The organism is Jannaschia sp. S6380 (assembly GCF_023015695.1).
GTDB lineage: Bacteria > Pseudomonadota > Alphaproteobacteria > Rhodobacterales > Rhodobacteraceae > Jannaschia.
This window is the reverse complement of sequence record NZ_JALKAS010000001.1, coordinates 2,401,817-2,414,954: the sequence shown is the minus strand read 5'-3', so window position 1 is coordinate 2,414,954 and position 13,138 is coordinate 2,401,817. Positions and strand designations below refer to the sequence as shown.

The following is a 13,138-nucleotide window of genomic DNA, read 5'->3' as shown; positions in this document are numbered from 1 at the left end:
GCGACCTGTTCACGTTCCTTCTGCGGATGGGCGACAACACCTTGGTGCTGGGTCACCGCCTGTCGGAATGGTGCGGTCTCGGCCCCGCGCTGGAGGAGGACATCGCGCTGGCCAACACCGCGCTCGACCTGATCGGCCAGACGCAGATGTGGCTCGGCCTGGCGGCGGAGGTCGAGGAGCAGGGGCGCGATGCCGACGATCTGGCGATGCTGCGCGACGTGTGGGATTTCCGAAACCTGCTGCTGGTGGAGCGACCGAACGGCGATTTCGGGCTGACGATGATGCGGTCCTTCCTGTTCGACCACTGGCATCACGCCATGCTGTCGCGCCTGACCGCCTCGTCCGACGAACGCGTCGCGGCGATCGCCGCCAAGGCGGTGAAGGAGGTCAGCTATCATGCCGAACGCTCCGCCGAGATGGTCATCGGGCTGGGCGACGGCACGGAGGAGAGCCACCGCCGGATGCGGGCCGCGCTCGACACGCTCTGGCCCTATACCGGCGAGATGTTCGTCAATGACGATGTCGATGAACGGCTGGCCCGGGCCGGCATCGCGCCCTTGCCCACCGATCTGCGCGGCGGTTGGGAGGAGACGGTCCGCGATATCCTCGCCCGCGCGACGCTGACCGTGCCGGAGGAGGGTTTCGCCCATGCCGGCGGGCGCAGCGGCGCGCGGCATTCCGAACATCTGGGTCACATGCTGACGCAGATGCAGTGGCTGCAACGCGCCTATCCGGGGGCCACGTGGTAAGGCCCGCGCCCGCCCCCGTGCCCGGCAGCGCCGCCGACCGGCCGCGCACGCCCCGCCCCACCCCCACCACGGAAGCGGACATCTGGACGTTGCTGGCCACCATTCCCGACCCGGAGATCCCCGTGATCTCGATCACCGATCTGGGCATCGTGCGGTCGGTCGACCTGCGGGGGGCGACTTGTCGCGTGGCGATCACGCCGACCTATTCCGGCTGTCCCGCCACGTCGGTCATCGCGCTTTCGGTCGAGATGGCGCTGTCGGATGCGGGCCTGACCCCGATGATCGAGACGCGGATCGACCCGCCCTGGACCACCGACTGGCTGACCGACGCGGCGCGCGACAAGCTGCGCCGCTACGGCATCGCGCCGCCCTCGCCAGGCGGTGGGCCGGACGCCTGCCCGCAATGCGGCAGCGCCCGCGTCACCCGCGTCAGCCAGTTCGGATCGACCCCGTGCAAGGCGCATTGGCGCTGCGACGACTGCCTGGAACCCTTCGACTACTTTAAGTGCCACTGATGAAGTTCGCCCCCCTGACCGTCGCCGACATCGCCAGGACGACCCGCGACGCCGTGGTCGTCACCTTTGCCGACGCGCCCGGTTTCGACCATGTGCAGGGGCAGCACTTGACCTTCCGCCGCGACTTCGAGGGGACGGAGATCCGGCGCTCCTATTCGATTTGCTCCGCCCCGGGCGAGCCTTTGCAGGTCGGCATCAAGCGGGTCGAGGGGGGCGCGTTTTCCACCTGGGCCAATACCGAATTGGCACCGGGCGACACGCTCGACGCGATGCCACCGATGGGCCGGTTCCATGCCGACATCCTGCCGGATGCCGCACGGCATTACCTGCTGGTGGCCGCCGGGTCGGGCATCACGCCGATCCTGTCCATCGCCAAGACGGTGCTGGATCGGGAGCCGCTATCGAAGGTCACGCTGATCTACGCCAACCGCGCCGTCAGCTCGATCATGTTCCAGACCGAGCTGGACGACCTGAAATCGCGCCACCTGACCCGGTTGGCCATCGTTCACATCCTCAAGCAGGACGCGCAGGACATCCCGCTCTTCACCGGGCGGATCGACGCGGCCAAGCTGGACGACCTGTTCCGGCAATGGGTGCCGGTCGACACGGTCGACCTGGCCTTCATCTGCGGCCCCGAGGGGCTGATGCGCACCGTGTCCGACAGCTTGGGCCGGCACGGCCTGCCGAAGGACGCGATCCATGTGGAGCTCTTCGCGGCCGCCCAGGCCGGGCGCCTGCCGCAATCGGCGCGGCCCAGGGCGGACGACAAGCCGACCGAGGCGCTGGTGCGGATCGACGGCGGGTCGCACAGCTTCACCATGAACCGCGACCAGTCCCTGCTGGAGGCCGCGCGCGAGAACGCCATCGACGCGCCCTATGCCTGCAAGGCGGGGGTCTGCAGCACCTGCATGTGCCGCGTGGTCGAGGGGGAGGTGGAGATGGTGCAGAACCACGCGCTGGAGGATTACGAGGTCGAGCGCGGCTATGTCCTGGCCTGTCAGTCCTACCCGGTGACCGACCGCGTCGTTATCGAATACGACGTCGGTCACTGACGCGCCGTTCATCGAAGCGCGCCGATCCCCCCCGTGGCGATGGTCGCGACCGTCCCGGCATAGGCCACCCGCGCCGCGCGATCCGCGCCCGGGTTCCACATGTAGAACCAGTTGAGCATGCCGAAGACGGACATCGTCGCCTCGCGCAGGGCACGGCCCGTCAGGCCCGGCGCCTCGGCGGCCAGCACGCGGGACAGGGCGGTGACCATCTCGCGCTGATGCCTTTTCAAGGTCTCGGCGCGCGCGGGGTCGAGCAGGATCAACCCCTCGGACTGGATGCGGTGTTCGTCGTCCATCCCGTCATAGGCCAGCAGCGTCGCCGTCAGCATCGGGAGCAGCGCGTCCTCGGCCACGATCACGTCGCGCAGCGCGGACAGGTACCCGTCCAGCACCTCGAACAGCAGCGCGTCCTTGCCATCCCAGTAGTGGTAGAGCGTCCCCTTCGATACGCCCGCCTCGGCCGCGACCTGCGCCATGCTGGCGCCGGCCACGCCCTGTCGCGCGAAGACCCGCGCGGCGCCCTTCAGGATTGCCATGCGTTTGGCGCCGTGATCGCGCGCGACGCTACGGCCCACGGTTATCGACGACGCGTCGGGCCTTGCCCTGGCTGCGCTCCACTCCGCCGGCCTCGGCCATCACGATTTCGGCGGACACGCCAATCATCTCCTTGATCGCCTGCGCCAATGTCTGGCGGCAGTCATCGCCATCCGCGCCGGGCAGGCATTCGACATGCACGCGCATCGCGTCCATCTGCCCCGCGCGGACCAGCTCGATCTGGAAATATGGGGCCAGCCCCTTCACCGCCAGAACCCGTTCCTCGACCTGGGTGGGGAAGACATTGACGCCGCGCAGGATGATCATGTCGTCGCTGCGCCCGGTGACCTTGGCCATGCGCCGCATCGTCCGCGCCGTGCCGGGCATCAGCGTCGTCAGGTCGCGCGTGCGATAGCGGATGACCGGCATTCCCTGCTTGGTCAGGGTGGTGAAGACAAGCTCCCCCTCCTGTCCGTCGGGCAGCACCGCGCCGGTTTCGGGGTCGATGATCTCGGGCAGGAAGTGATCCTCCCAGATATGCAGCCCGTCCTTGGTGTCGACGCATTCCTGCGCGACGCCGGGCCCCATCACCTCCGACAGGCCGTAGATGTCGACCGCATGCATGTCGAACGCCGCCTCGATCTGGGCGCGCATGGCAGGGGTCCAGGGCTCGGCGCCGAAGATGCCCACTTCCAGCGGACAGGCGCGGGGGTCGAGGCCCTGACGCGCGTATTCCTCCAGGATGTTGAGCATGTAGCTCGGCGTCACCATGATCGCCTTGGGCTGGAAATCCTCGATCAACTGGACCTGCCGCGCGGTCTGCCCGCCCGACATCGGGATCACCGTCGCGCCCAGCTTCTCGATCCCGTAGTGTGCGCCCAGCCCCCCGGTGAACAGACCGTAGCCATAGGCGTTGTGGACGATGTCGCCGCGCCGCACGCCCGCCGCACGCAGGCAGCGCGCGACCAGATCGCCCCACGTCTCGATGTCGTGCGCTGTATAGCCCACCACCGTCGGCTTGCCCGTCGTCCCCGACGAGGCATGGATGCGCGCGATCTGCTCGCGCGGAACGGCGAACATGTCGAACGGGTAGGACCGGCGGAGGTCGTCCTTAACCGTGAACGGAAAGCGCGCCAGGTCGGCCAGCGTCGCCAGGTCGTCGGGCCCAACATTCGCCGCGTCGAACTTCGCGCGGTAGAGCGGCACGTTCGCATAGGCCGCCCGCAGCGTCGCGCGCAGGCGGTCGAGTTGCAGCGCCTCGATCTCGGCCCTCGGCGCGATCTCGATCGGGGCCAGCGTGTCGCGGCCCGGCGTCAGGTCCTTCATGCTCCCTCCTCGAACAGATGTCCCTCGATGGCGCGGCTCATGCCCCGGAACTGCGCGACCACCGCGCCGTCGGCCCGTATCACCGCCACGTCGTAGATCCCGCTCCGCCCGGCCAGGGTCACCTCCCGCGCCTCGGCCCGCAGGATGTCGCCCGCCTGCCCCGGGGCGACGAAGCTGACATTGGCGTGCTGCGCCACCGTCGCTTGGTTGCGGGAGTTGCAGGCGAAGGCGAAGGCGCTGTCGGCCAGGCTGAAGATCACCCCGCCATGGCAAGTGCCGTGGCCGTTGCAATGGTGCGCCGCCACCTCCAGCTCCATCACGGCGTGGCCTTCGCCGACCTCGATCAGGCGCAGACCCATCCATTGCGACGCGGCATCGCCCGCCCACATCGCGTCGGCGGCGCGGCGTGCGCGCTCCCTCCCGGTCATCTCGGCCATGCGGATCCTCCCGCCCGGAAGGCTTGCACAAACCCGACCGGACGGTCAAGAATACGGAGAACAGGGAGGACGATCATGCTGCATGTCCCAAGCTTCGTCGCCGGCCGCTGGGTCGACCCCGATGCCGACGCTCGCCCGATCGAAGATGCCGTGACCGGCCAGGTCTTCGCCCGCGCCGGCGCCGCCCTCGATGCGGCCGAGATGCTGGACCATGCCCGCGATGTCGGTGGCCCGGCCCTGCGTGCCATGACGTTTCATGACCGCGCGCGCATGCTCAAGGCGCTGGCGCTGCATCTGCGCGACCACCGCCCCGCACTCTACGAACTCAGCTATCACACCGGCGCCACGCTCGCCGATCACCGGATCGACGTCGATGGCGGGATCGGAACGATGCTGGTCATCGCCTCCAAGGGGCGGCGGGAAATGCCCGACGCGCAGGTCTATGTCGATGGCGCGGTCGAGCAGCTCTCCCGCGATGGCACCTTCCTCGGCCGCCACGTCTGCACGCCGCTGCATGGCGTGGCCGTCCATATCAACGCCTTCAACTTCCCCGTCTGGGGCATGCTGGAAAAGCTCGCCCCGACGCTGCTGGCCGGCATGCCCGCCATCGTAAAACCCGCCACCGCCACCTGCTACGTGACCGAGACCTGCGTCCGGATCATGCTGGACAGCGGCCTTTTGCCGGACGGGGCACTGCAACTGGTGGCGGGCGGCCTTGGCGACATGCTGGACCGGCTGGGCGCGCAGGACGCGGTCGCCTTCACCGGTTCGGCCGCCACCGCGCTGAAGCTGCGCGCCAACCCCAATCTGATGCGCCATTCGGTGCGCTTCACCGCCGAACAGGACAGCCTGAACGCCTCGATCCTCGGCACCGACGCGACCGAGGGCAGCGCCGAATTCGACCTCTTCGTGGCCGAGGCGCATCGCGAGATGACCGCCAAGGCCGGCCAGAAATGCACCGCCACCCGTCGCCTGATCGTGCCCGAGGCGATGCTGGATCCGGTCGCCCGCGCATTGTCCGAAAGGCTGGCGGCAACCACGATCGGCGACCCGCGCGACAAGGCCACGGGGATGGGCGCATTGGTCTCGAACGCACAGAAGCGTGACGTTCTGGACAAGGTCGCGACCCTCTCGCGCGAGGCCACGCGCGTCTGGGGCGACCCGGAGGTGCGCTTCGGCGAGGGTGCCTTCCTGCAGCCGATCCTGATGCGCTGCGACGACCCGGACGCGGCGGCCCGCCTGCACGACACCGAGGCGTTCGGCCCCGTCTCCACCCTCATGCCGTGCCGCGACATGGAACATGCCGCCGAACTCGCGAACCGGGGCGAGGGCTCGCTCGTCGCGTCGGTCTTCACCCGCAACGGCGCCTTGGCGCGACGGCTCACGCTGGCCAGCGCGGCGTTCCATGGGCGGCTCTACTTCAACAACCGCGACTCGGCAGCCGAGGCGACGGGCCATGGCGCACCCATGCCGCACATGGTTCATGGCGGCCCGGGCCGCGCCGGCGGCGGGGAGGAGCTGGGCGGAATCCGCGGCGTCCTGCATTACATGCAGCGCACCGCCATCCAGGGCAGCCCCGACATCCTGGCCGCCATCACCGGGCGCCATACAAAGGGCGCGACGGTGGCGCCGTCGAAGACCCATCCGTTTCGCGACACGTTCGACGATCTGACGGTCGGCCAGTCGCTGACCACCGAGGCGCGCGAGATCACGCTGGCCGATATCGAGCATTTCGCCGACTTCACCGGCGACACGTTCTACGCCCACATGGATCAGGACGCCGCCGCCCGGAATCCGTTCTTCCCCGGCCGGGTGGCGCATGGCTACCTGATCCTCAGCTTCGCCGCCGGCCTCTTCGTTTCGCCCGAGGAGGGTCCGGTGCTGGCGAACACCGGCCTCGACGCGCTGCGGTTCCTCGCCCCCGTCTCGCCCGGCGACGCGATCCGCGTGCGGCTGACGGTCAAGCACAAGACGCCGCGCACCGACGAATACGGCGAGATCCGGTGGGACGTGCGCGTGACGAACCAGCACGACGAGGCGGTGGCCGAATACGATTTGCTGACCATGGTGGCGCGCGGATAGACAGGCGCCATGCAGGCGGCGATCGATATCCTCACCGACGGCCGGCCCCCGCGCGTCTGGTCGATGCTGGTCACGATTTTCGGCGACCTGGCACTTGCGGAGGGGGCGCGCCTGTCCGGCCCGCAACTCGCCGCGCTGACCGAGCCGATGGGCATCCGGCCCGAGGCGCTGCGCACCGCCCTGCACCGCCTGCGCAAGGAGGGCTGGATCGCGTCGCGCCGCGATGGGCGGACGACGTCGCACGGGTTGACGCCCTGGGGCCGCGAGCAGAGCCGCGCGGCCGCCCCCCGCATCTATTCCGACCGCGCGCCCGAGACGTTGTTTCTTATCGTGACCGAACCGGGCAGTCCGCTGCCGGGGGCGGCTTTCGCCATCACCGCGAACGTCGCGCTTTCGGCGGACCCGGCGCCCGACGCGCTTGCGCTGTCACGGCCGCCGCCATGGATGCGCGGGCGGGTCTGCCCGGAGGTGCCGCTGTCTGCCGCGACGGACGTCGCGCGACGGTTCGCGGCGGTGGCGGAGCTGCCTCGCCCGACCGATCCGTTGCAGATGGCGATCCTGCGGGTGCTGATCGTGCATGCCTGGCGCCGCATCGTGTTGCGTGTTCCTGACCTGCCGGATCGGGCCTTCCCCGACGGCTGGCGCGGGGCCGAGGGACGCCGCCTGATGCGCGTGCTGCTGGATGGCCTGCCGAAGCCGCCGGTCGAGACGCTTCCGCCGGTGGGCGGGGGCCGCGACGATCCGCGGCCCCCGGAAACGGCGCTCCCGCCTCAGAACGGCGAGTCGGGATAGTAGTAGTCGGCGGCGTTATCCGGCGTGATCAGGACCGATCCTATGGTGAACGTGCCCGAGACCGGCGCGGTCGAGGTCAGGCCCACCGCCGTCATCTCGATGGCGGTCGCGATCATCGCGGGCGGATAGGTGACGTTGGCCGGGATCATCGGATCGCCGTCGCGGGTGCGGGCGATCATCTCCTTCATGCCGGCACCGCCAAGGACGAACTTGATGTCGTCGCGGCCCGCCGCCTCGATCGCGGCGAGGACGCCGATGGCCATGTCGTCATCCGATGCCCAGACCGCGTCCAGCTGCGGGTGCTTCGACAGGAAGTCCTGCATCACGGTAAAGCTGTCGTCGCGGTTCCAGTTGCCGTGCTCCATGTCGACGACCTCGATGCCCGACCCTTCGATGGCGGCCTCGAAGCCCGCGACGCGTTCGTTGTCGATGGTGGTCGGGATGCCGCGCAGCGCGACGATCTTGCCGCCGTCAGGCATCGCCGAGGCCATGTATTCGCCCGAGACGCGGCCGAAGCCCGGATTGTCGCCGGCAACGTACAGGTCCTCGATCCCCTCCTGCGCCAGCCCCCGGTCGACGACCGTGACCCAAGCTCCGCTGTCGGCCACGGCCTTGACCGGGCCGGTCAGCGGCTCGGATTCGAAGGGCAGTACGACGAGCGCGTCGATGTTGCGTGTGGCCAGCATGTCCTCGATATCGTTGACCTGTTTGGACGGGTCCGAGGCGGTGGCCAGCACGAAATCCAGTTCGGGATAGACGTCTTCCAGCCGGTTCACCGCTTCCTGCGCGTGGAAGTTCATGCCGCCGGCCCAGCCATGCGTGGCCGCCGGGATCGACACGCCGATCACCTTGGTTTCCTGCGCCAAGGCGGGCAGGGCGAGGCTGGCGGCGAGGGCCGCGATCGCGAGATGTTTCATTGTCGTTCCTCCCTTTGATGTTCTCCGAAGGTCACCCTTCGGCCTTGCGTTCCCGCTGCAGGATCACGGCGAGAATGATGATGACCCCCTGGATCGCCCCGTTGAGATAGGGGCTGACCCCGTCGGTCAGGTTCAGGATGTTGTCGATCAGCGACAGGATCAGCACGCCGATCACCGTGCCCCAGACGCGTCCGAACCCGCCCTTGAGCATGGTGCCGCCGATGATGACGGCGGCGATGGCCTCCAGCTCCCACAACACGCCGGTGCTCGACGAGGCGCTGCCCAGGCGCGGTACGTACATGATCGTCGCGATCCCGACGAGCAGGCCCAGAAACACGTAGGTCAGCATGCGCACCCGGTTCACGTTGACCGAGGAATAGCGCGCCACCTGATCGTTGCAGCCGACCGCGGCGGCATGACGCCCGAAGGCGGCGCGGCGCATCACCACCTCGCCCGCGATGGCGACCAGGGCAAACACGATGATCGGAAAGCTGATGCCCAGGATTCCGTCGTAATAGATGGGCCGGATCACCGAACGCATCCCGAAGTCGAGCGACAGCGTGCCGCCATCGGCCAGCCAGGTCACGAGGCTGCGGTAGATGCCCATCGTGCCAAGCGTGACGATGAAGGCCTCGATCCGCATCGTCGTGATCAGGAACCCGTTCAACGCCCCCGCGAGGATGCCGACGACCAGTGCCGTGGCCATGCCCACCAGCACCAGCGGAACGCCCGGCCCGAGCGTCGGCAAAAGCCCGTTCATGACCATGATCATCAGCCCCGCGATGAAGGCCGCCATGGATCCCACCGACAGGTCCAGCCCGCCCGCGGTGATCACGAAGGTCATGCCGACCGCGATGATGCCGATGAAGGCGGAACGGGACAGGACGTTGGTGATGTTGCCCGCGCTCAGGAAATTGGCGTTCAGCCAGGCGCCCACCGCGACCAGCACCACGAGCGCCAGGATCGGGCCCAGCACCTTGAGGTCGGGCCGGAAGCCGCGAGGTGCCTTCGTCTCGATTGCGGTCATGCCGCCCCCTTCAGCCCGTCCAGGCCCATGGCGAGGCGGACGATCCGATCCTCGGTAATATCCTTGCCCGACAACTCCCCCGCGACCCGGCCCTGCCGCATCACCAGGACGCGGTCCGACAGGCCGATCACCTCCTGCATCTCGGAGGAGACGACGATGACCGGCTTGCCGCGCGCGACCAGCGCATGGACGAACTCGTAGATCTGCTGCTTGGTGCCGATGTCGATGCCGCGCGTCGGCTCGTCGATGATGACGATCTCGGGCTCGGCCAGCATGGTCTTGGCCAGCAGCAGCTTCTGCTGGTTGCCGCCCGACAGGTTGCCCACGTCGACGGCGCGGTGCGGGGCGCGGATGTCGAATTCGGCGATGGCACGGGTCAGCGCGGCCTCCTCGGCGCTCTCGTCGATCAGGAGGCGGGTGAAATCCCGCAGGCTCTGCAGGGTCAGGTTCTCGCGCATGCCCTTGGTCAGCAGCAGACCGCGTTCCTTCCGATCCTCGGTCAGGTAGGCGATGCCCGCGTCAAGCGCGGCACGGGGGCCGTCGAACCGCATGTTGCGCCCGTCCATCCGCACGGTGCCGGTGGCGCGGCGCAGGCCGACCAGCCCCTCCATCGCCTCGGTCCGGCCCGATCCGATGAGGCCGGCGATCCCCAGGATCTCGCCCCGGTGCAGGTCGAAATCGACCCGATCGGCATGGTTCGGCACGCTCAGGTCGCGCACCGAAAGGACGACTTCCCGCCCCACGGGCGCCCCCCGCGCGGGATAGAGCGAGGAGACGTCGCGCCCGACCATCGCCGTCGCCATCTCGTCCTCGCTCATCCCGGCGGTCGCGGCCTGCGCCACCACGGCTCCGTCGCGCAGCACCGTCACCCGGTCCGAGATGCGCTTGACCTCGTCGAGCTTGTGCGAGGTGAACAGGATGGCCACCCCCTCGCCGCGCAGACGGTCGACCTGCGCAAAGAGCGCCCTGGCCTCGCGTTCGGTCAGGACGGCGGTTGGCTCGTCCATGATCAGGACCCGCGCGTCCCGCGACAGGGCCTTGGCGATCTCGACCATCTGCTTGTCGGGGTTCGAGATGTCGCGCACCGTCGCCCGCGGGTCGACGTCGCAGTCCAGCCGGTCCAGCAGCGCCCGCGCCCGTGCCCGCATGGCCCGCTTGTCCAGGAACGGCCCGCGTCGCAGCTCGTGACCCAGAAAGATGTTCTGCTCCACCGTCAGCTGCGCGGCCAGGTTGAACTCCTGATGGATCAGCACGACGCCCCGCGCCTCGGCCTCCTGCGACGAGGCCAGGGACACGGGCGCATCATCCAGCAGGACCGTGCCCGCGCTCGGCGCCAGATAACCCGACATGATCTTCATCGTGGTCGACTTGCCGGCGCCGTTCTCGCCGATCAGGGCGTGCACCTCGCCGGGGTCAAGATCCAGCGTGATGCCATGCAGCACCTGCACCGCGCCGAAGCTGCGGTCGATCTCACGCAGCGACAATTTCACAATTCGACCCAGGCGGCGTTGCGCTTCGACGACCGGACGCAGGCGTCGATGAATCGCATGCCCCGCAGCCCGTCCGCGACCGTGGGCAACAGATGGTCGGGAACATGGCCGTCCCGATGCGCCACGATCAGGTCGGCGGCCTGGGAATAAATGTTGGCGAAGCCTTCCAGATAGCCCTCGGGATGGCCCGGCGGAATGCGGCTGCCGGTCTCCTCGGTGAAGCCCGCGCCGCCGCGCGTCAGCAGGCGCTTGGGCTGCCCGTGCGGGGTGAACCACAGGTGGTTCGGATCCTCCTGGGCCCACTCCAGCCCACCGCTCTCCCCATAGACCCGCAGGCGCAGCGCGTTCTCGTTTCCCGGCGCGACCTGGCTCGACCACAGCATTCCGCGCGCGCCGCCTTCGTACCGCAGCAGGACATGCACGTTGTCGTCCAGCCGCCGTCCGTCGACAAAGGTCTGCAGATCGGCGCCCAGGCTCTCGACCCGCAGCCCGGTGACGAACTCGGCCAGATTGAACGCATGCGTGCCGATGTCGCCCACGCAGCCGCCCGCGCCCGACCGTTCGGGGTCCGTGCGCCATTCGGCCTGTTTCAGACCCTCGGACTCGGCCGCCTCGGTCAGCCAGTCCTGCGGGTATTCGACCTGCACGACGCGGATCCGGCCGATCTCGCCATCGGCCACCATTCGCCGGGCCTGCCGGACCATCGGATAGCCGGTGTAGTTATGCGTTAGTACGAACAGGGCGTCGGAACTCTCTGCGGCGCGGACCATCTTCTTCGCGTCCGAAAGGGTCGAGGTCAGCGGCTTATCGCAGATCACGTGGATGCCGCGCTTCAGGAACTCACGCGCGGCGGCGAAGTGGACGTGATTGGGCGTGACGATACTGACGGCCTCGATCCCGTCCTTCAGCCGCGCCTCGCGCCTGGCCATCTCGGCGAAGTCGGCGTAGCTCCGCTTGGGATCGATGCCCAGCTCCTCGCCGGAGGCTTTCGCGCGCTCCGGCGTGGAGGAGAAGGCGCCGGCCACCAGCTCATAGCGGTCGTCCATCCGCGCGGCGATGCGGTGCACGCCGCCAATGAACGCCCCCTGGCCCCCGCCGACCATGCCCAGGCGGATACGGCTCATCGGTCCAACCCCAGCATCGCCCGGTTTGCCGCGTCATCCGCCCCGCCATCGGCGAAATCGTCGAAGGCCCTCTCCGTCACCCGGATGATGTGATCACGCACGAAGGCCGCCCCCTCGCGCGCGCCGTCCTCGGGGTGCTTGAGGGCGCATTCCCATTCCACGACGGCCCAGCCATCGAAATCGTTGGCCGCCATCTTCGAGAAGACCGCCCCGAAATCGACCTGCCCGTCGCCCAGGCTGCGGAACCGACCGGCCCGGTCGACCCAGGACTGATAGCCGCCATAGACGCCCTGCCGCCCGGTCGGATTGAACTCCGCGTCCTTGACGTGGAACATCCCGATCCGGTCGCGGTAGATGTCGATATTGTCGAGATAATCGAGGCATTGCAGCACGTAATGGCTCGGGTCGTAGAGCATCATCGCGCGCGCGTGCCCCCCGACCCGGTCCAGGAACATCTCGAAGGTCACGCCGTCATGCAGGTCCTCGCCGGGGTGGATCTCGTAGCAGACGTTCACGCCGCAATCCTCGGCGTGGTCCAGGATCGGGCGCCAGCGGGCCGCCAGCTCGTCGAAGGCCGCCTCGATCAGGCCGGCGGGGCGCTGCGGCCAGGGATAGACATAGGGCCAGGCCAGCGCGCCCGAGAACGTCGCATGCGCCCCGATCCCGAGGTTCTTCGACGCCGTCAGCGCCAGCTTCACCTGGTCGACGGCCCATTCCTGACGCGCCTTCGGGTCGCCATGGACCGACGGGTCGGCGAACCCGTCGAAGGCGGTGTCATAGGCAGGATGCACGGCGACCAGCTGCCCCTGCAGATGGGTCGAAAGTTCCGTCACCTCGACGCCGTTCTCGCGTGCCTGGCCGGCCCATTCGTCGCAATAATCCTTGCTCTCGGCGGCGCGTTTCAGGTCGATCAGCCGTGCGTCCCAGCTGGGCACCTGAACGCCCAGATATCCGCAATCGGCGGCCCATCTCGTGATCGCGTCCCAGGAATCGAACGGTGCGGCGTCGCCGGCGAACTGTGCCAGGAAAAGCGCCGGTCCCTTGATCGTCCTCATGGCAAATCCTCCCCCAAGGGCGGCACCGTCCTCCCCGA

At 68.6% G+C, this 13,138-nt stretch carries 13 protein-coding genes; 5 read left to right on the top strand and 8 right to left on the bottom strand.

What is annotated here, in order from left to right; translation table 11 throughout:
- Positions 1 to 26: 26 nt before the first annotated feature.
- From paaC to MWU52_RS12470, 3 genes are all read left to right on the top strand, one after another.
- Entirely contained in the window at positions 27 to 749 is a 723-nt protein-coding gene (paaC, locus tag MWU52_RS12480) for a 1,2-phenylacetyl-CoA epoxidase subunit PaaC (protein ID WP_246952894.1), read from the top strand.
- A gap of 80 nt (positions 750 to 829) precedes the next feature.
- Positions 830 to 1,264, top strand: coding sequence for a 1,2-phenylacetyl-CoA epoxidase subunit PaaD (gene paaD / locus MWU52_RS12475; protein WP_246952892.1), 435 nt, complete (start codon positions 830 to 832; stop codon positions 1,262 to 1,264).
- Positions 1,261 to 2,316: a 2Fe-2S iron-sulfur cluster-binding protein gene (locus MWU52_RS12470; RefSeq protein WP_246952890.1), complete on the top strand. Its 1,056-nt coding sequence runs from the start codon at positions 1,261 to 1,263 to the stop codon at positions 2,314 to 2,316. Before paaD ends, MWU52_RS12470 begins: the two co-directional genes overlap by 4 nt.
- An 8-nt stretch (positions 2,317 to 2,324) precedes the next feature.
- Here the strand turns inward: MWU52_RS12470 and MWU52_RS12465 are convergent, their stop codons facing one another.
- Genes MWU52_RS12465 through paaI form a run of 3 tightly spaced genes read right to left on the bottom strand, consistent with a single transcriptional unit; the run spans position 2,325 to position 4,604 of the window.
- Positions 2,325 to 2,852 (bottom strand): TetR/AcrR family transcriptional regulator, encoded by a 528-nt coding sequence (locus tag MWU52_RS12465; protein WP_246952501.1) that lies wholly within the window; start codon positions 2,850 to 2,852, stop codon positions 2,325 to 2,327.
- 28 nt (positions 2,853 to 2,880) lie between these two features.
- Entirely contained in the window at positions 2,881 to 4,176 is a 1,296-nt protein-coding gene (paaK, locus tag MWU52_RS12460; protein ID WP_246952499.1) for a phenylacetate--CoA ligase PaaK, read from the bottom strand.
- Complete coding sequence (gene paaI / locus MWU52_RS12455; RefSeq protein WP_246952888.1) at positions 4,173 to 4,604, bottom strand: hydroxyphenylacetyl-CoA thioesterase PaaI; 432 nt, start codon at positions 4,602 to 4,604, stop codon at positions 4,173 to 4,175. Before paaI ends, paaK begins: the two co-directional genes overlap by 4 nt.
- Positions 4,605 to 4,688: 84 nt before the next feature.
- On the opposite strand from paaI, the gene paaZ reads away from it, so the two are divergent.
- Entirely contained in the window at positions 4,689 to 6,695 is a 2,007-nt protein-coding gene (paaZ, locus tag MWU52_RS12450; protein ID WP_246952497.1) for a phenylacetic acid degradation bifunctional protein PaaZ, read from the top strand.
- Between the two features lie 9 nt (positions 6,696 to 6,704).
- A complete protein-coding gene (locus MWU52_RS12445) occupies positions 6,705 to 7,487 on the top strand; it encodes a PaaX family transcriptional regulator C-terminal domain-containing protein (protein ID WP_246952495.1) in 783 nt (260 codons plus the stop codon).
- Here MWU52_RS12445 and MWU52_RS12440 read toward each other — a convergent pair.
- The 5 genes from MWU52_RS12440 to MWU52_RS12420 are packed head-to-tail and all read right to left on the bottom strand — an operon-like array spanning position 7,466 to position 13,100.
- A complete protein-coding gene (locus MWU52_RS12440) occupies positions 7,466 to 8,404 on the bottom strand; it encodes an ABC transporter substrate-binding protein (RefSeq protein ID WP_246952493.1) in 939 nt (312 codons plus the stop codon). The genes MWU52_RS12445 and MWU52_RS12440 overlap by 22 nt on opposite strands.
- A gap of 31 nt (positions 8,405 to 8,435) precedes the next feature.
- A complete protein-coding gene (locus tag MWU52_RS12435) occupies positions 8,436 to 9,431 on the bottom strand; it encodes an ABC transporter permease (RefSeq protein ID WP_246952491.1) in 996 nt (331 codons plus the stop codon).
- Positions 9,428 to 10,924: a sugar ABC transporter ATP-binding protein gene (locus MWU52_RS12430; RefSeq protein WP_246952887.1), complete on the bottom strand. Its 1,497-nt coding sequence runs from the start codon at positions 10,922 to 10,924 to the stop codon at positions 9,428 to 9,430. Before MWU52_RS12430 ends, MWU52_RS12435 begins: the two co-directional genes overlap by 4 nt.
- Complete coding sequence (locus MWU52_RS12425; protein ID WP_246952489.1) at positions 10,918 to 12,045, bottom strand: Gfo/Idh/MocA family oxidoreductase; 1,128 nt, start codon at positions 12,043 to 12,045, stop codon at positions 10,918 to 10,920. Before MWU52_RS12425 ends, MWU52_RS12430 begins: the two co-directional genes overlap by 7 nt.
- Positions 12,042 to 13,100: a sugar phosphate isomerase/epimerase gene (locus MWU52_RS12420; protein WP_246952487.1), complete on the bottom strand. Its 1,059-nt coding sequence runs from the start codon at positions 13,098 to 13,100 to the stop codon at positions 12,042 to 12,044. Before MWU52_RS12420 ends, MWU52_RS12425 begins: the two co-directional genes overlap by 4 nt.
- Between the last annotated feature and the right edge of the window lie 38 nt (positions 13,101 to 13,138).

Coding starts and splice junctions, on each gene's coding strand:
- paaC (WP_246952894.1), top strand. CDS start 27: ATGGGCGACAACACCTTGGTGCTGGGTCACCGCCTGTCGGAATGGTGC.
- MWU52_RS12465 (WP_246952501.1), bottom strand. CDS start 2,852: ATGGCAATCCTGAAGGGCGCCGCGCGGGTCTTCGCGCGACAGGGCGTG.
- paaK (WP_246952499.1), bottom strand. CDS start 4,176: ATGAAGGACCTGACGCCGGGCCGCGACACGCTGGCCCCGATCGAGATC.
- paaI (WP_246952888.1), bottom strand. CDS start 4,604: ATGACCGGGAGGGAGCGCGCACGCCGCGCCGCCGACGCGATGTGGGCG.
- paaZ (WP_246952497.1), top strand. CDS start 4,689: ATGCTGCATGTCCCAAGCTTCGTCGCCGGCCGCTGGGTCGACCCCGAT.
- MWU52_RS12445 (WP_246952495.1), top strand. CDS start 6,705: ATGCAGGCGGCGATCGATATCCTCACCGACGGCCGGCCCCCGCGCGTC.
- MWU52_RS12440 (WP_246952493.1), bottom strand. CDS start 8,404: ATGAAACATCTCGCGATCGCGGCCCTCGCCGCCAGCCTCGCCCTGCCC.
- MWU52_RS12435 (WP_246952491.1), bottom strand. CDS start 9,431: ATGACCGCAATCGAGACGAAGGCACCTCGCGGCTTCCGGCCCGACCTC.
- MWU52_RS12425 (WP_246952489.1), bottom strand. CDS start 12,045: ATGAGCCGTATCCGCCTGGGCATGGTCGGCGGGGGCCAGGGGGCGTTC.
- MWU52_RS12420 (WP_246952487.1), bottom strand. CDS start 13,100: ATGAGGACGATCAAGGGACCGGCGCTTTTCCTGGCACAGTTCGCCGGC.